Consider the following 16,790-nt stretch of genomic DNA (forward strand, 5'->3'; position numbering starts at 1 on the left):
TCGAACCTTTGATGATAAAGGTAGAGTTACTTCAATTTAGGGTCGAACCATTAACGATAAGGGTAGAATTACTTCAATTCAGGGTCGAATCTATCAAGCTTCAGGCAGAATACCGCTCCGCCCTGTAGATAAAAAAGCCCTGATCAATGATTTATCCATTGATCAGGGCTTTCCCATGCATTACTTGAAGTTTTCACTAATATACTTGATGATTTTCCCAATCTCCTTCGGGTGTGGGCGGCCGAATGGACTTGTCTGCCGCTGCTGGTAAAGGAGATTTCCATTTTCATCTGTTAAAAAGTATGCCGGTTCACCATGTGTGCCATGGTCTTCATATGGATCTTCAGTACCGTGATAGTAGACATCATATTGGGCTAATACTGTCAGATCGCTATCCGATAATACGGGAAACGTAAACTCATGCTTATCGACCATCTTTTTCAGACTCTCAAGATTATCTGTGGAAATCGTGGTTAATTTTACTTTTTTATCTTCAAAGTGGCTTTTGCTTTCTTCAAATTCTTTTAATTCTTCCATACAAGCAGGGCACCACGATCCTCTGAAGTAGATAAGTAAATGCCAGTTTCCTTCATTAGCCTGGCGATAGTCTTCAAAGGTATAGTCCTCGCCTGACACAGCCGTCAACGTAAAGTTAGGGACTTTCTCTCCTAATTTAAACACGCTCATAAGGAGCCTCCTTCATTATATAGGTTATATAACCTATATACCCGTTTTGCCAACTTTTAATAGTGAAAGAATATTAATTTCCAAAAAATCGGATCGTGTTTTGATAGAGCTGGTGGTAAACCTCATCTAATGCTATCCTTTTCACCTTACTTATAGTAACCATTGATTTATGAATCATTTTCGGATGAGTCAACTCATCTTTGAAAATTCCTTCAAAAGGCCAGGGTCCATCAGTCTCGACCATCATCAATCTTAGCGGATACTGCTCGATAAGCTGTTGGATTTCGGATTCATACAAACAGTCAGGAGTGACAGAAATAAAATACTGATTGTGTATCATTCGCTGGATCGTTGCAGACGATCCTTTAAACCAGTGGAAGTGAGCTTTATGGAACGCATATTTTTCTAGTAGATCACAAGCGAGATCAGCATCCTCATAAATAGCATGAAGGATGACAGGTTTGTTAAGCTTAACGGCTAACTTGATGAATCGTTCAAGCAGGTCTACATAAGGCTGCAGTTTTAGTGAAGGATTGTCTTTTCGTAAATAGTAAGGGAGGCCGACCTCTCCAACCGCTGCGATATCTTTTTTGTGTCGTTCAATGAGTGAGAATAGCTGCTGCAGTTCTTCTTCGTCAGGCAGCTTCTGCTCCGGGTGGAAACCGATGGCTGGTTTAATTCGTTGATCCTGATGAGCCAACTTCAAATTCGCCCGAGCCGATGGTGCATGGTTAGAAACTGAAATTAAATGATCGATATGAAATGTTTCCAGCTCTTTCAAAATTTGCTCTCGCGCTTCATCACTATACATATCGAGATGAACATGGGCATCAATGATCCGCTGCGTCATGAGAATTCCCTCAATTCATTGTAGATTGTTTTTTTCCATTCTAAGAATTCTTGAGTGAGCATTAATGATTCTTCCCTTGGTCGTGTGAAAGGAATCGTAAACTCTCTTTGTACATGTGCAGGTTTACTTGATAATACGATTATTCGGTCTGATAAAAACAGAGCTTCCTCGATATTGTGGGTTACAAATAAAATCGAGCGTTTATAGTGTTCCCAAATTGACAGCAGCCATTTTTGCATTTCCAGTCTGGTAAATTCATCGAGAGCAGAAAAGGGTTCATCCAAACAAATGAGCGATTGTGGGCTGAGCAAACTTCTTATAAAAGAGGCGCGTTGTTTCATACCGCCTGACAGCTGGCTTGGATAGGCAGCTTCATATCCTCCAAGTCCGGCTTTATCCAACATCCCCCTGGCTGTTTCCTTGTCCCGCTTCCCTGCAACTTCAGCCCCTAACAGCACGTTATCAAGGATCGTACGCCACGGCAGAAGGGAGGGGCTTTGCGGCATATAGCTGATGGATCCTCTTCTTCCTGTAATTCGTTGTTCATCAAGATAAATATCACCTTTTTCGGGCGGATAGAGACCTCCAATTAAATGAAAGAGCGTACTTTTCCCACTTCCTGAAGGTCCAAGTATGGAAACAAATTCAGCATCATCAACGTGGAAAGAGAGGTTGTCAATAATGGGAGTGGAACCAAATGATTTGGATAATCGCTCAATCGATAACTTAGTCATGCTGTTGACCACCGCCTTTTGACTGCCACTTCGTAAGGGCTTTCTCTGCCTGTGAAATTACTCCAAAGAATAGCAAACTTAACATCATAATGAAGAAAATGGCTACAAATACACGGTCTGTACGAAAGGAAGAAGATGCCAATGTCATGTATACTCCGATTCCCTCATTCGCTCCCAGCCACTCGGAAATAACGGCTCCCATCACACTATAAGTTGCTGAAATTTTTAACCCGGAGAACATGGAAGGGATGGCATGAGGCCATTGTAATTTACGGAAAATCTGCCCGTTTGAGGCGCCAGCCATTTTCATGTAGTGGATGAGCTCCTGATTGGTTTGCCTTAGACCATCCATCGTTGCAATGGCAATAGGAAAAAAGCAAACGAGTACGATCACGATGACTTTCGGAAGCCAGCCAAATCCGAACCAAATAACGAGCAGCGGCGCGAGCACGATGATCGGAATGTTTTGCGACAAAATGATCAACGGATAAAAGGCTTTCCGTAAACTCGGAATCATGTGCAGGATGATGGCTACAAACATTCCGAAGCTTGATCCAATGACAAATCCCAGCAATGACAATTGAATTGTCGAAAACAGATGATGAGAGTACTGGGGCCAGCCTTTGATGACTTCCTGCCAAATCAAAGAGGGAGCAGGCAGCAGCCAGTCGGGCACCTCAAATAGGTGACTGCCCGCCTCCCATAGGATTAGCAAAAGGATGAGGACCAATCCTGGTCTCCATCCTTTATGAATCAGCTTGTTCATTAACGATACTTCTCCGTCAGAGAATCCATGGACGCTCCGTCTGGCTGGTAAAGCACTTTGATTTGAGAGATGACGTTATGGGCACCTTTCTCCACCATGGAGTTATTCATCTTTTCAATCAAAGGTAAAATTTCTGACAGGTTGCCTTCAATTGTTGTTTCGAGAGGGTGAACCTCATAGTTCAATCCGGATGCATCGATGATCGAAATAGCGTGATCAACATAGGGGATGACGTCTTCTCCGTCTTTCGTTTTCGGCAGGATCTGAATACTTACAAGTGAATTAGCCATGTTATTGGCCTCCCTTTTAAATTTATTTATTTTTTCGGTAAAAACTCATTGGTGAAAGCTTCTTTAGCCTTTAACTTCTTATCAAGTAAATCATGGTTGTACATCCATTCCGCATAGTTCTTCCAAACCTTTATATCCTGCTGCCCCCAGCGTTCTGCATCCGCCTGATATTTAGGAGACAACCATTCTTGGCTGGCACGAACGAGTTCGGGGTCGAGGTTAGGAACAGCTTCGATTAAAATGTCGGCTGCCTTGTCTGGGTGATCAATTGCAAACTGATATCCTTTTGATACAGCAGCCATAAAGGCTTCAACAGTCTCAGGATTTTCGTTCATCATCTTTTCACTCGTCGTTAATACGGGAGTATAGTAATCTAGTTTTTTAGAGTAATCTGTTAAGTACATCATGTTCAATTCTTGACCGCGAAGCTCAGCTTCAATACCTGTCCAGCCATAGTAAATCCAGGCGAAGTCCACGTCTCGTTTAACAGCTGTGAAGAAATCAGTATTCCCCATATTAATGATGTTCACTTTTTCAACGTCGGCATTATCCTTTTCCATTAATGAAGAGAGTACTGCCTTTTCAACGGGAGCGCCCCAGCCGCCGTATGTTTTCCCTTCGAAATCCTCAGGTGAGGTGATGCCTTTATTCTTAGGTGAAGCGAACCCTGAAGTGTTGTGCTGGATGATAGCTCCAATTGACACAACCGGGACGCCCTGAATGCGGGCTTCAGTTAACGTTTCCTGTGCACTAATCCCGAAGTCTGCTTTACCTGAGGCAACGAGCTGGTCTGCCCCAGCTTCTCCGGGCAGCATGATTTCAACATTTAAGCCTTGTTCTGCAAAGTATCCCTCAGCTTGAGCCACATAAAGTCCAGTATGGTTCGTGTTGGGCGTCCAATCTAGTACAAGTTTTACTTCCTGTTTTTCACCTGTGTTAGAGGCCGTGTTATTTTCTTCACCACTTGAACAAGCGGCTAATACAAGGAATGTACTAAAAAGTAATAAAAGCTTTTTCATTCGGTTTCCTCCTTAAAAAAAGATGGTATGTTAACACGAAATGTTATTGGAATCAGGGGTCTAAGAGCATCAAAAAAGCACCCTGGTACCATACCTAGGGTGCATATCTACTAATAAACGAAGGTTCGTTTCATATGTTTCCTACGCTGGTTTAAACCAGATCAGGTTCCAAGGGTCAGTATCTATTACGGATACAATCTCAACCAGCTGCACTGGTCCCCCTACATTCAATCTATTCATTTTTGTTAACACGTTGTCTTTTAAACTGTGCCATAGATGCAGGTAATTATCAAGGGGAAGTGAAGTTTATAGGACGAATAGAGAGTTTACTAAAATTCTTTTTCAAAAAAGTTTATCGAATTCTAATATCGTTTATATATAGTTGCAAGGAGGCGATAGAACATGAGTAAAGGAAAAGGATATTCAGATAAAGTTAAAGGAGCCGTCAGCAAGGCAAAAGGTGAAGTAAAGGATCAAGTTGGAAATGCTTCAGATAACAAGAGAATGCAAAATGAAGGGAAGAAGGATAAGTTGAAAGGAAACGCTCAGAACGCAACGGGTAATCGTAAGAAAAGCGAACGATAGCGTGTTTTATTGACCGGACCTTCCCAGCTTCGTCAATGATCCTGGCTTATGACTACGTTAGACTCTAATGTGAAATTCGTCACCAGGCATAATTATACTGCCTCTGTTTAAGTTATTTTTAAACCGGGTAACCACCTTTTCAAGGAGGCGATTAGATTGACTACACCAAAATTTAAAGTATTTCACGACGATGATCAGTTGAGCGCATCCATTGATAAACTTAGAAATAATGGAATCAGAGATGAAGACATCTTTATTCTGGATCATGATAATGATCATGACAGGCGAAATAGAAAAGAAACAGATGCCAATAAGATGGGTGTGAAAGTTACGGGTGTTGGGACAGCCCTTAAAAACGTGTTCCGGGGTAAAGGTGATAAATTAAGATCTAAGATGAAAGAAATTGGATTTGATGCTTCCAAGGCTGAACAATTGGAAGAGGAATTAGATAAAGGCAAAACATTATTAGTTGTGACAAATCAGGATGAAGTTGAGTTTTAAAAAACACCCCCCCTCTCAAACCGCTCGAGTAATCGGGCGGTTTTTTTTGTGGAAAAAGGTTTTCAGGAACAATTCGCAGCCAATCCGGCTGTCAAAGCAGTCAAATAATCAGAAATGTAACCCAATTGTTATGTTTGTATTATTACTAAATCCGAACCTTCAAATAAGCTGATTTTATAGCTTTTATCATATTACAACCATAAGGCTATACATAATAATTTGAGAAATACATGGAAATATTTGTAATTTATGAAGCGGTCAAGGTTTTAAGTGTAGAAAAAGGTGTTATTGTCCACTAAAGCAAATGAAGAAGTCGTTTTGAGTGATTAACTTTTGAAAGGAGAATCACAAATGAGTATCCAAAAAAGTGCAGACAGTTCAAGTCTTGCGGAAGTCATTGACAGAATTCTCGACAAAGGAATTGTGATTGATGCCTATGCGAGAGTTTCCCTGGTAGGTATTGAAATTCTCACTGTTGAGGCAAGGGTCGTGATCGCGAGTGTAGATACATGGTTACGATATGCCAACGCTGTTGGTTTACTGCGTGATGAGGCGCAAGAGGAAGGCATGATGGAACCACAGGGCGAACGTGATACTCAATTCAGTTTCTAAACATCTAAATCAATGTTTACCTAGCAAAAGTTGAAAGAAGGTGAAGCTAATGGCGAGTCAAGAAAAAAGCGAATCTGGTCAACATGATGAGAAGCAGCAAGAAACCCAAAATAAAAACTCACAAGATCAGCAGGAGCAATCTGCTGAGTCTGCAAACTCTATGAATCTGGCGTTGGTTGGCGGAGTTGTCGGAGCCAGCATGGGGCTATTGGCAAGTCCCGAAACAGGCAAAAAAGTAGCAGGTCGCATTGGGCAATCTGAGGTGCTCAAAGGTGCTGGCAGGGAACTTCGAAGAACCGCACAGGAAATCATAACCGAGCAGGCTATGATCACCTTAAGGCAGACAGCTGCAGGATACTGGGGTAAATATGAAGGGAAACTGCTCGGTCAAGGCCAGGAAAAAGAGGAATCAGAAGAAGACAAAACGTCAAGCGAAGACACAAATGAACAGGACTATTCAGAACAATACAAGGAATTGAAAGAGGAAAATAAACACCTAAATGAAAATCTCGAACGGATTGAAGAAAAATTAAATGCATTGCTTGAAGCCAAGAAGTAATCATGAGCCACCCTTGGAAGGGAGGGATTTAATGAGCGCTAAACCTGTGAAGAAGGCCGTAGGGAAGGCGGCTAAGAAAGCCATCGATAAAGCTCCTTCCGAATGGAAGCAGAAAGCTAAAGATGAGCTTCAAAATAAAGCAACTGACAAAGTGGAAGAAAAGGTGCAATCAAAAGTAAATCAAGCTTCAGAGAAATTAGCTGAAGTAAAAGAGAACAATGCCCACAATGTTCACGGAAAAGCTGACGATGCGAAAGAAAAGGTTCAGGATGTTTTACTTTCTGTCCGAGACAAACTTGGAAACGTAAAGGAAGCAGGGGAAGAATTTCAAAAGAAAATCTCCTCAAGTAATAAGAGTGACAGAGTAAAAGGTGCTGAGAACCTTAAAAGCGTCTCGGATATAAAAAGTGCAACAAATATCAAGGGACCAGCCGAAGTAAAAAAATCAACGGATTTGAAATCTGTAAATGATATTAAAAAAATAGGTTGATTACTGAAAGGAGAATGTAAAGTGGCTGTACAAAAGACTGCTGATAGTTCAAGTTTAGCTGAGGTTATTGACCGTATTCTGGACAAAGGTATTGTAATCGATGCGTACGCAAGAGTCTCTGTAGTAGGGATTGAAATCTTGACGGTTGAAGCCAGAGTCGTAATTGCCAGTGTGGATACGTGGTTACGATATGCTGAAGCCGTTGGTCTGCTTCGGGACGATGTTGAGGAAGAAGGACTTCCTGCTCAGCCGAACGAAAGAAATGCACAGTTTAGTATTTAAAAAAGTGAATAAGGGAGTCCATACAATACGGTGGGCTCCTCCACTTTTACTATGAATCTTGTGGAGGCAGACTATGGAAATTAAAGAAATCATGCAGAATGTGAATGAATTTTTTGCTGAACATGTAGCCCCGCCTCATAAAATTACCTCCGTTGAGAAGGCAGAGGAAGAGGGGTGGAGAGTTACGGTAGAAGTGATTGAAGAAAAGGAATATATGAAGAAGTATGCAAAGGACGAAATGCTTGGAACATACGATGTTCTGATCAATCAAGATAAAGAGGTCACCTCCTTTAAACGTGTTGATATTCGTTATCGGAGTAAGATTGAAAGTTGACAGAGGTGACTGGAGGGAAATCCTAAATGACTGTCCTAAAGGAAAACAAGAATCACGATTCAAAAGCCCTGATACAGGACGATAAGACGAAGGATCTGTTATCCCGCTCGTTGAGATATTTAAAGGCAGGTTACCCAATTCATTTTACTGGCCCTGCTGGAGCCGGAAAAACTTCCCTGGCTCTGGCCCTTGCTAAGAAACGCAAGCGCCCGGTCATGTTAATGCACGGGAACCATGAATTGAATAACCAAGATTTGATCGGCGATTTTACCGGTTACACGAGTCAAAAGGTCGTTGACCAATACGTACGCTCTGTTTATAAAAAGGATGAACAGGTGACGGAATCGTGGAGGGACGGCCGGCTGCTTGAGGCGGCTAAGAACGGTTATACCCTGGTGTATGACGAGTTTACTCGCTCCCGTCCAACGACAAATAATATCTTTCTTTCTATTTTAGAAGAAGGTGTGATTCCTTTATATGGATCGAAATTAACGGAGCCTTTCGTTCGCGTGCACCCGGATTTTTCAGTTATTTTCACAAGTAACCCGGCTGAATATGCTGGGGTTTATGAGACACAGGACGCCTTATTGGATCGCTTGATCACGATTTCGGTGAACGATCAGGATCCTGCTCGGGAAGCAGATATTGTTTCTGGAAAAATAGGAATTGAGAAAAGGGAAGCAAAAGCGATTACGACACTTGTATCGAGCTTACGTCAGCAGTGCACGAAAGCTGACAGTAATGGACCAAGTCTGAGATCTTCTCTCATGATTGCCAGGCTCGCTTCAAGAGAGGATATCCCGATAGATGGCGAGAACGAGGAGTTCCAGCAATTGTGTATGGATTTATTAAGTCACACAGTAAGCCGTTGTCTGGAAACGGACCGCCCGTTGGAAGAGGCTGAAAAATTGATTCTGGATCAGTGTAGTTCAGTATAAAGGTCGATGGCAGAAGGAGAGAGAACAATGGATGAACAAAATGAAACAGGAATTTATATTTTCTGTGGAATTCAAACCAATCATGACGAGAAGTTTGAAGCAATTGAACTAGAAGGAGAACAACGGGAAACCTTTACAATTCCTTATAAAGATGCCGCCATGGTTGCGGCTGAAGTCCCAATGAAAATTTACCATCCGAACCGTGAGAACTTGATGATGCATCAAAACGTGATCTCAAATGTGATGGCTCATAATGATACGGTCATCCCGATTAGCTTCGGCAACGTTTTTCAAACAAAAGAAGATGTCGCTGTGCTGCTCGAGAACTTGTATCCACAATTTGAAAAGCTGTTCCCCGAAATCAAAGGGAAAATTGAACTTGGCCTGAAAGTCATTGGAAAAAAAGAGTGGCTTGAATCCAGGGTGAATGATAATCCTGAGGTGGAGGAAATGGCCCAGACGGTTCGCGGCAAATCTGAAGCGGCTGGTTATTATGATCGCATTAAGCTCGGTGGTGCTGCCCAAAAAATATTTGCAACTATGCAGGATGAAGTGAAATCAAGCATTTATACACCACTAGAAGAAACAGCTGAAGCAGCCAAGTCCAATGATCCAATCGGAGAAAAAATGCTTCTCAATGCGTCTTTTTTAGTCGACCGCGATAAAGAAGAAGCCTTTGACGAAAAGGTCAATGAAGCTCATGAAGAATGGAAGGACAAAGTTGAGTTCAACTACACAGGTCCATGGCCCGCTTACAATTTCATCGATATACGTTTAACCGTTGAGGAAACGTGATGCTTCACAAATTGGTGACCGGGCCAATGAATGTAGTTAAGAAAGTCGGTGAAAAGGTAAAAGAAGAAGCCGACAAGGAACTCTATGACCTTCCAACCATTCAACAGAAGCTGGTTCAGCTGCAGATGATGTATGAACTAGAGGAAATTCCTGAAGACGCTTATAAAGAGAAAGAAGCGGAACTTCTACAAAGGTATGAAGTGGCGAAACGTAAAGAAATGGAACAATGGGAAGAGTTGACGAAGCAAAAGGAAGAGTGAATGTAAAATGGATAAGAAGATCTATTTATACGGTTTAATACCAGCAGCAGAAGCAGAACAACAACCGCTTCCATCGGTTGAAGGTTTTGACGGGGAAGGGGAACTATACACCTTGCCTATAGATGATATTACCGCGGTCGTTTGTGACCTTGATCCAAACGAATATGCCGAAGAATCAATTGAACAAAAGATCAATAATGATTTGGAATGGCTGCAGAAGAAAGCATTTCATCATCATGAAGCCTTAACGTTACTTTATAAAAACTATACCGTTATTCCCTTGAAATTCTGTACGATTTACAACAGTGAAGAGAGCTTGCAGCAATCCATTAAGTCTAACGGTGATAAGGTTGAAAATTCATTCCAATTGCTCAAGGGCAATGAAGAATGGAACTTGAAAATTTACTGTGATGAAGATCAGTTAAAGCAGCAAGTAAGTCAGAACAACACTGCTATTGAAGAAAAACGTAAAGAAATCAAAGAATTACCTCCAGGACGTCAATTTTTTGAGAGGAAAAAGATTGATAATCTCATTGAAAAAGAGCTCGATAAGGAAAGGAACCGGTTATGTGATCACGTTCATGAACAGTTAAAAGCTTATGCTGTGCATGCAGACGTGAAAAAGAACTGGGGGAAGGACGTCACAGGACTGAAGGAGAATATGAGCTGGAATAGTGTGTACCTGCTTCCTGTAGCAAAAGTAGAAGCCTTCTTAGCAGAGGTTGAATCCGAGGAGAAAGGATTAGATGGTTCGGGCTTGCGGCTAGAGGCTTCAGGACCATGGCCAGCTTACCATTTTTCCAGTTTTTCTTGAAATGAGGGGAATGGTTAGATGTCATCATTAAGAGAAACCGTCGAAAATAAAGAGGTAGGACTCATAGATATATTAGATGTCATTCTTGATAAAGGGGTAGCCATCAAAGGTGATCTGATTATTTCAATCGCCGGGGTTGACCTTGTCTATTTAGACTTACGTGTTTTAATTGCTTCAGTTGAAACGCTCGTGCAATCTTACGAAAATGATCAAAGTGGTGTAACATCAGACAACTTTGATGAGCAGAGGAGGGAATTAGTCGATGCAACCGGCCAGCCAAACAAATGGACGGATTAATCTTGATCCGGATAATGCAGAAGATGGCCTTGCTCAGCTAGTCATGACGGTGATTGAGCTATTAAGGCAAATCGTTGAACGACACGCGATGAGACGTGTGGAAGGCGGAACGTTAACAGAAGAACAGGTAGAAGACCTCGGTGTCGCCTTAATGAATTTAGAGGAAAAAATGGAAGAGTTGAAAGAGGTATTTGGCCTTGAAGCTGAAGATTTAAATATAGATCTTGGTCCATTAGGAAACCTGCTGTAGCACGACTTCGAAGAGGTATCAAAATAGGGAGGAGGCACTTAAGTTATGGCAGTTGAACAACCGATGCAATCCAGCACGATCGTCGATGTTTTGGAAAAAGTATTAGATAAAGGTGTCGTGATTGCAGGTGATATACGCGTCGGAATTGCAGATGTTGAGCTTTTGACAATTAAAATCCGCCTGATCGTTGCCTCGGTTGATAAGGCCAAGGAAATAGGCATGGATTGGTGGGAAACAGACCCTTACTTGAGCTCAAAGGCTACGGAAAATAACCAGGCACTAGAAGAGGAAAACAAAAAATTAAAAGAACGACTTGATGCTCTGGAAAGCCAAATGAGGAATAACCGCTGGAATACAGCTGATCAAGAATAATATAGGAGGGATCGATCATGGCTGAAAAAACAAAAGAAACCAATAATTCAAACAGCACAAATAAAGGCGGCCCAATTAGACGCGCCGCAACGGGTGGAATTGTCGGCGCAACTGTCGGATATTTATCAACACCTAAAAACAGAAGTAAACTCAAAGCTAAAGTTAGCAAAGAAGTCTTGAAGGGGCAGGGTTCGAAGCTTGGAAATATGGCCAAAGACACGTTTACGAGTGTGAAAGATTCAGGAATGGAAAAATCAAACCAAGCCTTTCAAAACATGAAATCCTCCACGTCGAACTTGCTGAAGAAAAACCGTGATCCTGAAGGTTCTGAGGATGAGGAAGAAGAGGAACTGGACACTATGGAAGATGAGGATACTGAACTTGAAATGAGTGAAACAGGGAAAGAAGATCATGAAGAAGAAGGGGATTATGAGCAGCTAAAAGAAGAAAATGAAATGCTTCAGGAACGGCTGCACAGTTTAGAAGAGAAAATGGACAAGTTCCTTGAAATGGGCAATACCGCTGCTGCTACCTCTGAGGAAGACGAGGAGGAGCAAGAAGAGGATTACGAGGATCAAAGTGAGGAGGAAGAAGAAGAGCAGGGAGAAGAAGTCTCTGAACAAAATAAGCGTTCATCAAGCAAAAGTAAGAAAAAGGAAAAGGATGAGGAAGTAGAAGAAGGAAAGGACTCCAAAGCGAAAAGCAATAAAAAGAATAGTGCGAAAAAGTCCGGTGGTACTAAAAAAACAAAAGTAAAGCAAAAAAATAAAGATTCAGATGATGCAGAGGAAGAGACAGCATTAGCAAGTAATGATGACACGTCTGCATAGGTAATCGAAAGATAAGGGAGAGATGACCAATGAGTGAAGCGACGAAAGATAATATACTAGAATTCTTTGTAAAGGCTTCAAATAAGCATGGATTTGAACTGGATATTTCCTTACTTGTTAACGGTGCGATTGTTTCCGGGACGATGGTTGCTGCTAAAGAGTATTTCGAAAATTTAAGTGAATCATTCGAGGACGGCAGCGACCTTTCGCAGGAATTGAGTAATCAGCTTGCTCAAGCAGGTGAATCTGCCGAATCCAATAATGACGGGGAAACTCATTTTATTCATTTGAAAAATACACGCGTTTACTGTGGGGACAGCAAACCGACACCTTCAAAAGGAAAAATTCTCTGGAGAGGGAAATTAAGTGAAGTAGACAGTTTCTTTCTAGGTAAAATCTCTGAACCTAAGAACACTAACAAAAAGTGATGATATTTTTTGAAGTCCGGAGTATGTTTGACTCTCTATAAAAACGTACCGAATCCAATTTGGTGCGTTTTTTGGATTTATTATGTATTATTTTAGGCGAATGTAGCTTTGACCCTGGGGACACGAATTCGGCCTTAGCGTCCGGGTGTTTGGTCTTACCTGGAGATCTGTCAATATAGTGGACATTCATGGACCGGTATTTGGACTATTCTGTTTCTTCCGCGCGTCCTCTTTCGAGACGCTTGGACGCCTCCGCCTAAAGGAAAGAATCAAAAACCAATTCATTCCTTTAGACAGAGGATATTTGGTTCTTTTTGAGCTTTTTATCATGGTTCATTTTATAGCTCTTTTCTTTTTCTAATGGTGTTAAATAGCCTAATGTAGAATGGATTCGTTTTTGGTTATAAAACTTGATGTAAAACTGAATGGCTAGTTTGGCTTCTGCTTTTGTCTCATAGACATGTTTGTATAGGTATTCTTTTTTCAGAGAGGCGAAGAAACTCTCTGCGCACGCATTGTCGTAGGGGTTTCCCTTCCGACTCATACTTATGGTCGCTTCTGCCTCCTTAAGCGTATCTAAATAGGCCTTGGAACAGTATTGAGAGCCACGATCTGAATGGTGAATCCAACCCGACTTAGGGTTGCGAATGGCCAAAGCCTTTTCCAAAGCTTTCAAACACAGGGTATGATTCATATGGTCATCTACTTGGTAGCTAATCACTCGACGGGAAGATAAATCCATGACAGGGTTCAGATATAAAAAACCTTCTCCTGTATGAATATAAGTAATATCGGTAGCCCAAACCTGGTCTGGACCCTCTGGAAGAAAGTCACGGTTTAAATGGTTGGAGTGAATGGTTTTATCGTGATCAGAGTCTGTTGTATGGATGAACTTCTTAGGTGGTGTGGCATAAAGGTCCAGTTCCCTCATTCGATTCGTCACTTTCTTTTGAGAAACCTCAATCTGATCCACTTCTCGAAGCATAAAGTGAATGCGAGGGCTGCCGTAACACCCATAATTATCATGATAATGGAAGAGGATCCGTTCATCGATATAACGGTTCCAAGCCTCTCTTTCCGTTTCTTCTCTGTCCAGACGATTCAAATAATCATAATAACCAGATTTAGACACACCAAGAACTTGGCACATCCTCGAAATGGTGTGTTCGTGTCGGTGTTCATGAATGAACTTGAACCTCACTTCTTTTCCTGATTGAAGATGTGCATGGCCTTTTTTAAAATGTCGACTTCCTCCTGAAGTTCTACGTTACTTTTTTTCTCTTTTTCATACATTTCTTTGTATTCAGAGGCGGTCAACAGTTGATTCTGCGCTTCTTTTTCTTCCTTCTTTTTTTGATCACGATATTCTCTCATCCATCTTTTAAGGTTGCCGTAGGGAATATCGAGTTTCTGACTAATATCCTTCATTTTGTGGCCGTCCAATTCGATTAACTTCAAAACATAAAGCTTAAACTCGGGATCATAACTTTTGTACTTTTTGGTCAATGTGAACACGTCCTTTAAAGGGTTGTAATGATTAAAACATGGCTCAATACGTGTGTCCACTTTTTATACTAACTTTATACCGCGCGGGAGTTCGGCCCCAACGCGCGGGAGTTCGACCCTGTCGCCCGAGAACTCGGCCCAACGCGCGGGAGTTCGACTCTATCGCCCGAGAGCTCGGCCCTGTCCCGGGGTTCGGTCTTACCGCTCGAGAGTTCAGCCCTACCGCGCGAGAGTTCGACCCTATCGCTCGAGAGCTCGGCCCCAACGCGCGAGAGTTCGACTCTATCGCCCGAGAGTTCCGCCCTAGCGCACGGGAGTTCGACCCTACCGCGCGAGAGCTCGGCCCTAGCGCGCGAGAGTTCGACCCTATCGCCCGAGAGCTCGGCCCCAACGCGCGGTAGTTCGGCCCTATCGCCCGAGAACTCGGCCCCAACGCTCAAGGGTTCTTCCCTAGCGCCAAAAACCCGAACCAGGAGGGGAGAATCTCCTAGTTCGGGTTTAACGCTCACAACGTCAACAGCGATTATTTTCCTTCAATAAATGAGTATTTATAAATATAACCAGATCCCATCGGGTTACGATAAGTTCCTTTAACATAAGGCTTCTGCAGTTTAGCGGAGCCTTTCTGATAGATTGGTGCGATGACGGCATCCTCTTTAATTAATAATTTTTCAGCTTTTAAGAAAGCTTTGAAACGTTCCACAGGCTTTTGAGATAATTCATTATTGGCTCGTTCAATGAGCTGATCATATTCCTCACTTGCATAGCCCGTTTTGTTATTGGCGCCATCCGTCACCCACAGGTTCATAAATGTATTGGCATCAAGGTAGTCAGGCAGCCATACATAGTTTTGCAGTTCGTATTCCATTTCCGAATTACGTCATAAGCGTTCCTTGAATGGAACAGATTGAACATTAATGGTTAATCCGTCAAGCTGTTCAAGCTGATCTTTGAAATAGGCTGTCATTTTTTTGGCTACTCCCATATCATCACCAAGCAGATTTAGCTCCACTTCCTCAACGCCCAGCTCTTCTTTAGCTTTTTGCCAAAATTCTTTAGCCTTCTCAGGATTATATGGGGCGAGATTACCATTAATCTCCCGGAAGTCTTTACCGGACTCAGGGTGTGATACGAATTCAGCAGGCATAGTTCCGCCTATCGGGGTAGCCCCGTTATTTAAAATAACGTTGGCGACATTTTCTTTGTTAATAATACGCTGAATAGCTTTTCTGGCATTTTTATTACTCAAAATTTCATTTTCCTGATTCATTTTAATGTACAACAGACTAGGCTTTCTGATCGTAGAAAATTCCGGGGATGTACTATATTTATCTACAAATTCAGCTGTTAATCCAGTTCGGTCTAAAGCACCTGATTCATACAAGTTAACAGAAGTAGACACTTCTTTTACAACTTTTACATTGATTTTATCGAGCTTGACATTCTCTTTATCCCAGTAATCTTCATTCTTCTCAAGTACCCAGCCTTCGCCGGGGCTCCATTTAGTCATCTTGAACGGACCATTAGCGAGAAGGGCATCTGATGACAAAGCAAACTCCTCTCCGTGTTTCTCGACAAATTTTTGATTCAATGGCAGAAACGTTGTAAAAGTCGTCAGTTCTTTAAAGTAAGGAATAGGTTTCTCCAATTGTACTTCTAAGGTTGTGTCATCTATGGCTTTTACCCCAAGTTTCTCAACTGGCATTTCTCCTGTAGAGACAGCTTCTGCATTTTTTACAACTCCGTTAAACATGTAAGGTCCGTATTCCGAACCGACTTCCGGGTCTACGGCACGACGCCAGGAATAAACAAAGTCATGAGCCGTCACAGGATCACCATTCGTCCATTTAGCGTCTCGCAGTTTAAATGTCCACGTTTTTCCATCTTCGCTTACCTTATGGCTTTTCGCAATCCCAGGTTCAATTTCAGCATTTTTACCAAATCGATATAAGCCATCCGTTGTTGCAGCAAGCCATTGGAAGGCAACAACATCAGTAGCCATGGATGGGTCCATGGTAGGTATTTCACTTGATTCAGAGATATTCAGAACCTGTTTATTTTCGGACTTTTCATTTCCCTCGGAACTCGTTTCAGAGCTCGAAGACGATGATTCTCCTGAACAAGCTGCCAGAAATGTACTCAACATCAGCAGACTGAATAACAACAACCTAGACGTTTTCACTTTTCAATCAACCCCCAATTTATGTAATTTATAAAGACAAGTTTTATGGTAGCAGATTTATCTGTAAATTCAAAATTTTAGGAATCTGCAGGGGGTTAAAGCTTTAAAGTCTGTCTGAATAACAATAAAAGGTGTGTTAGAGCAGTTGGATCAAGCGTTTATTAAAGATCGGCAAGAGACAAACATGTGTGAAGAGATAACAATTACAAAAAATAATTTAATAGGTCATTTGTACTCTTTTTGGAATGATTAGGAAGTTAATAAATACTGTATGCCTGTGAAAGAAAGGTAAAGGAATATAAATACCTATTGTCATTGCAAGGTATTTATATCCATTTTTATTGCGAGGGAATTTTAAGACAAAAAACTAACTACCGCCACATTCTCGGGGTAGTTAGTTTTGAAAATT

Annotated in this window: 27 protein-coding genes and 1 riboswitch; of the genes, 16 read left to right on the top strand and 11 right to left on the bottom strand. The window is 41.8% G+C overall.

Annotated features, from left to right (window positions below):
- Positions 1-180: 180 nt before the first annotated feature.
- The 6 genes from G6R08_RS15075 to G6R08_RS15100 all read right to left on the bottom strand — a co-directional run bounded on the left by G6R08_RS15075 (position 181) and on the right by G6R08_RS15100 (position 4,346).
- Entirely contained in the window at positions 181-687 is a 507-nt protein-coding gene (locus G6R08_RS15075; protein ID WP_163529001.1) for a peroxiredoxin family protein, read from the bottom strand.
- A gap of 73 nt (positions 688-760) precedes the next feature.
- Positions 761-1,537, bottom strand: coding sequence for a TatD family hydrolase (locus tag G6R08_RS15080; protein ID WP_163529003.1), 777 nt, complete (start codon positions 1,535-1,537; stop codon positions 761-763).
- Positions 1,534-2,271, bottom strand: coding sequence for an ABC transporter ATP-binding protein (locus G6R08_RS15085; protein WP_163529005.1), 738 nt, complete (start codon positions 2,269-2,271; stop codon positions 1,534-1,536). The genes G6R08_RS15080 and G6R08_RS15085 overlap by 4 nt, the downstream gene beginning before the upstream one ends.
- Positions 2,264-3,037: an ABC transporter permease gene (locus G6R08_RS15090; RefSeq protein ID WP_163529007.1), complete on the bottom strand. Its 774-nt coding sequence runs from the start codon at positions 3,035-3,037 to the stop codon at positions 2,264-2,266. Before G6R08_RS15090 ends, G6R08_RS15085 begins: the two co-directional genes overlap by 8 nt.
- Positions 3,037-3,327: a thiamine-binding protein gene (locus tag G6R08_RS15095; protein ID WP_163529008.1), complete on the bottom strand. Its 291-nt coding sequence runs from the start codon at positions 3,325-3,327 to the stop codon at positions 3,037-3,039. Before G6R08_RS15095 ends, G6R08_RS15090 begins: the two co-directional genes overlap by 1 nt.
- Before the next feature lie 26 nt (positions 3,328-3,353).
- A complete protein-coding gene (locus tag G6R08_RS15100) occupies positions 3,354-4,346 on the bottom strand; it encodes an ABC transporter substrate-binding protein (protein WP_163529009.1) in 993 nt (330 codons plus the stop codon).
- 121 nt (positions 4,347-4,467) lie between these two features.
- Positions 4,468-4,579, bottom strand: a riboswitch (TPP riboswitch).
- Positions 4,580-4,748: 169 nt separating this feature from the next.
- Here G6R08_RS15100 and G6R08_RS15105 point away from each other — a divergent pair.
- The 16 genes from G6R08_RS15105 to gvpU all read left to right on the top strand — a co-directional run bounded on the left by G6R08_RS15105 (position 4,749) and on the right by gvpU (position 12,693).
- Complete coding sequence (locus G6R08_RS15105) at positions 4,749-4,931, top strand: CsbD family protein (RefSeq protein WP_163529011.1); 183 nt, start codon at positions 4,749-4,751, stop codon at positions 4,929-4,931.
- Positions 4,932-5,087: 156 nt separating this feature from the next.
- Complete coding sequence (locus G6R08_RS15110) at positions 5,088-5,432, top strand: YflT domain-containing protein (RefSeq protein ID WP_163529013.1); 345 nt, start codon at positions 5,088-5,090, stop codon at positions 5,430-5,432.
- Between the two features lie 351 nt (positions 5,433-5,783).
- A complete protein-coding gene (gvpA, locus tag G6R08_RS15115; protein WP_163529014.1) occupies positions 5,784-6,044 on the top strand; it encodes a gas vesicle structural protein GvpA in 261 nt (86 codons plus the stop codon).
- Between the two features lie 49 nt (positions 6,045-6,093).
- Positions 6,094-6,603, top strand: coding sequence for a YtxH domain-containing protein (gene gvpT / locus G6R08_RS15120; RefSeq protein WP_163529016.1), 510 nt, complete (start codon positions 6,094-6,096; stop codon positions 6,601-6,603).
- Between the two features lie 31 nt (positions 6,604-6,634).
- Positions 6,635-7,093: a gas vesicle protein GvpQ gene (gvpQ, locus tag G6R08_RS15125; protein WP_163529018.1), complete on the top strand. Its 459-nt coding sequence runs from the start codon at positions 6,635-6,637 to the stop codon at positions 7,091-7,093.
- Positions 7,094-7,114: 21 nt separating this feature from the next.
- Positions 7,115-7,375, top strand: coding sequence for a gas vesicle protein GvpJ (gene gvpJ, locus G6R08_RS15130; protein ID WP_079526327.1), 261 nt, complete (start codon positions 7,115-7,117; stop codon positions 7,373-7,375).
- Between the two features lie 73 nt (positions 7,376-7,448).
- Complete coding sequence (gvpO, locus tag G6R08_RS15135; RefSeq protein ID WP_163529020.1) at positions 7,449-7,709, top strand: gas vesicle protein GvpO; 261 nt, start codon at positions 7,449-7,451, stop codon at positions 7,707-7,709.
- Between the two features lie 26 nt (positions 7,710-7,735).
- Positions 7,736-8,647, top strand: coding sequence for a gas vesicle protein GvpN (gvpN, locus tag G6R08_RS15140; protein WP_163529022.1), 912 nt, complete (start codon positions 7,736-7,738; stop codon positions 8,645-8,647).
- 27 nt (positions 8,648-8,674) lie between these two features.
- Positions 8,675-9,442: a GvpL/GvpF family gas vesicle protein gene (locus tag G6R08_RS15145; RefSeq protein WP_163529024.1), complete on the top strand. Its 768-nt coding sequence runs from the start codon at positions 8,675-8,677 to the stop codon at positions 9,440-9,442.
- Complete coding sequence (locus G6R08_RS15150; RefSeq protein ID WP_163529026.1) at positions 9,442-9,702, top strand: gas vesicle protein GvpG; 261 nt, start codon at positions 9,442-9,444, stop codon at positions 9,700-9,702. Before G6R08_RS15145 ends, G6R08_RS15150 begins: the two co-directional genes overlap by 1 nt.
- 7 nt (positions 9,703-9,709) lie before the next feature.
- Entirely contained in the window at positions 9,710-10,516 is an 807-nt protein-coding gene (locus tag G6R08_RS15155; RefSeq protein WP_163529027.1) for a GvpL/GvpF family gas vesicle protein, read from the top strand.
- Between the two features lie 18 nt (positions 10,517-10,534).
- Positions 10,535-10,813: a gas vesicle protein gene (locus G6R08_RS15160; protein WP_079526338.1), complete on the top strand. Its 279-nt coding sequence runs from the start codon at positions 10,535-10,537 to the stop codon at positions 10,811-10,813.
- Positions 10,779-11,063, top strand: a complete 285-nt coding sequence (locus G6R08_RS15165; RefSeq protein ID WP_163529029.1) for a gas vesicle protein K — start codon at positions 10,779-10,781, stop codon at positions 11,061-11,063. The genes G6R08_RS15160 and G6R08_RS15165 overlap by 35 nt, the downstream gene beginning before the upstream one ends.
- Positions 11,064-11,108: 45 nt before the next feature.
- Entirely contained in the window at positions 11,109-11,435 is a 327-nt protein-coding gene (locus tag G6R08_RS15170) for a gas vesicle protein (RefSeq protein WP_163529031.1), read from the top strand.
- A 17-nt stretch (positions 11,436-11,452) separates the two neighbouring features.
- Positions 11,453-12,265, top strand: coding sequence for a YtxH domain-containing protein (gene gvpT / locus G6R08_RS15175; RefSeq protein ID WP_163529033.1), 813 nt, complete (start codon positions 11,453-11,455; stop codon positions 12,263-12,265).
- Positions 12,266-12,294: 29 nt separating this feature from the next.
- Positions 12,295-12,693: a gas vesicle accessory protein GvpU gene (gene gvpU, locus G6R08_RS15180; protein WP_163529035.1), complete on the top strand. Its 399-nt coding sequence runs from the start codon at positions 12,295-12,297 to the stop codon at positions 12,691-12,693.
- Between the two features lie 289 nt (positions 12,694-12,982).
- On the opposite strand, the gene G6R08_RS15185 is transcribed toward gvpU, so the two are convergent.
- The 5 genes from G6R08_RS15185 to G6R08_RS15195 all read right to left on the bottom strand — a co-directional run bounded on the left by G6R08_RS15185 (position 12,983) and on the right by G6R08_RS15195 (position 16,381).
- Entirely contained in the window at positions 12,983-13,894 is a 912-nt protein-coding gene (locus tag G6R08_RS15185) for an IS3 family transposase (RefSeq protein ID WP_163529037.1), read from the bottom strand.
- The gene (locus G6R08_RS15190) at positions 13,891-14,199 is read right to left on the bottom strand and encodes a transposase (RefSeq protein ID WP_163527174.1); all 309 of its coding nucleotides are present in this window, start codon (positions 14,197-14,199) and stop codon (positions 13,891-13,893) included. Before G6R08_RS15190 ends, G6R08_RS15185 begins: the two co-directional genes overlap by 4 nt.
- A gap of 43 nt (positions 14,200-14,242) precedes the next feature.
- Positions 14,243-14,632 carry a hypothetical protein gene (locus G6R08_RS22505; RefSeq protein ID WP_420810406.1) on the bottom strand — a complete coding sequence of 130 codons (390 nt, stop codon included), beginning with the start codon at positions 14,630-14,632 and terminating at the stop codon, positions 14,243-14,245.
- A 90-nt stretch (positions 14,633-14,722) separates the two neighbouring features.
- Entirely contained in the window at positions 14,723-15,067 is a 345-nt protein-coding gene (locus G6R08_RS22380) for a hypothetical protein (protein ID WP_338035437.1), read from the bottom strand.
- Positions 15,068-15,079: 12 nt separating this feature from the next.
- Entirely contained in the window at positions 15,080-16,381 is a 1,302-nt protein-coding gene (locus tag G6R08_RS15195) for a peptide ABC transporter substrate-binding protein (RefSeq protein WP_338035438.1), read from the bottom strand.
- Positions 16,382-16,790: the final 409 nt, after the last annotated feature.

The organism is Halobacillus ihumii (genome assembly GCF_902726645.1).
GTDB lineage: Bacteria > Bacillota > Bacilli > Bacillales > Halobacillaceae > Halobacillus_A > Halobacillus_A ihumii.

Coding starts and splice junctions, on each gene's coding strand:
- G6R08_RS15075 (WP_163529001.1), bottom strand. CDS start 687: ATGAGCGTGTTTAAATTAGGAGAGAAAGTCCCTAACTTTACGTTGACG.
- G6R08_RS15080 (WP_163529003.1), bottom strand. CDS start 1,537: ATGACGCAGCGGATCATTGATGCCCATGTTCATCTCGATATGTATAGT.
- G6R08_RS15085 (WP_163529005.1), bottom strand. CDS start 2,271: ATGACTAAGTTATCGATTGAGCGATTATCCAAATCATTTGGTTCCACT.
- G6R08_RS15090 (WP_163529007.1), bottom strand. CDS start 3,037: ATGAACAAGCTGATTCATAAAGGATGGAGACCAGGATTGGTCCTCATC.
- G6R08_RS15095 (WP_163529008.1), bottom strand. CDS start 3,327: ATGGCTAATTCACTTGTAAGTATTCAGATCCTGCCGAAAACGAAAGAC.
- G6R08_RS15100 (WP_163529009.1), bottom strand. CDS start 4,346: ATGAAAAAGCTTTTATTACTTTTTAGTACATTCCTTGTATTAGCCGCT.
- G6R08_RS15105 (WP_163529011.1), top strand. CDS start 4,749: ATGAGTAAAGGAAAAGGATATTCAGATAAAGTTAAAGGAGCCGTCAGC.
- gvpA (WP_163529014.1), top strand. CDS start 5,784: ATGAGTATCCAAAAAAGTGCAGACAGTTCAAGTCTTGCGGAAGTCATT.
- gvpT (WP_163529016.1), top strand. CDS start 6,094: ATGGCGAGTCAAGAAAAAAGCGAATCTGGTCAACATGATGAGAAGCAG.
- gvpQ (WP_163529018.1), top strand. CDS start 6,635: ATGAGCGCTAAACCTGTGAAGAAGGCCGTAGGGAAGGCGGCTAAGAAA.
- gvpO (WP_163529020.1), top strand. CDS start 7,449: ATGGAAATTAAAGAAATCATGCAGAATGTGAATGAATTTTTTGCTGAA.
- gvpN (WP_163529022.1), top strand. CDS start 7,736: ATGACTGTCCTAAAGGAAAACAAGAATCACGATTCAAAAGCCCTGATA.
- G6R08_RS15145 (WP_163529024.1), top strand. CDS start 8,675: ATGGATGAACAAAATGAAACAGGAATTTATATTTTCTGTGGAATTCAA.
- G6R08_RS15150 (WP_163529026.1), top strand. CDS start 9,442: ATGCTTCACAAATTGGTGACCGGGCCAATGAATGTAGTTAAGAAAGTC.
- G6R08_RS15155 (WP_163529027.1), top strand. CDS start 9,710: ATGGATAAGAAGATCTATTTATACGGTTTAATACCAGCAGCAGAAGCA.
- G6R08_RS15160 (WP_079526338.1), top strand. CDS start 10,535: ATGTCATCATTAAGAGAAACCGTCGAAAATAAAGAGGTAGGACTCATA.
- G6R08_RS15165 (WP_163529029.1), top strand. CDS start 10,779: ATGCAACCGGCCAGCCAAACAAATGGACGGATTAATCTTGATCCGGAT.
- G6R08_RS15170 (WP_163529031.1), top strand. CDS start 11,109: ATGGCAGTTGAACAACCGATGCAATCCAGCACGATCGTCGATGTTTTG.
- gvpT (WP_163529033.1), top strand. CDS start 11,453: ATGGCTGAAAAAACAAAAGAAACCAATAATTCAAACAGCACAAATAAA.
- gvpU (WP_163529035.1), top strand. CDS start 12,295: ATGAGTGAAGCGACGAAAGATAATATACTAGAATTCTTTGTAAAGGCT.
- G6R08_RS22380 (WP_338035437.1), bottom strand. CDS start 15,067: ATGGAATACGAACTGCAAAACTATGTATGGCTGCCTGACTACCTTGAT.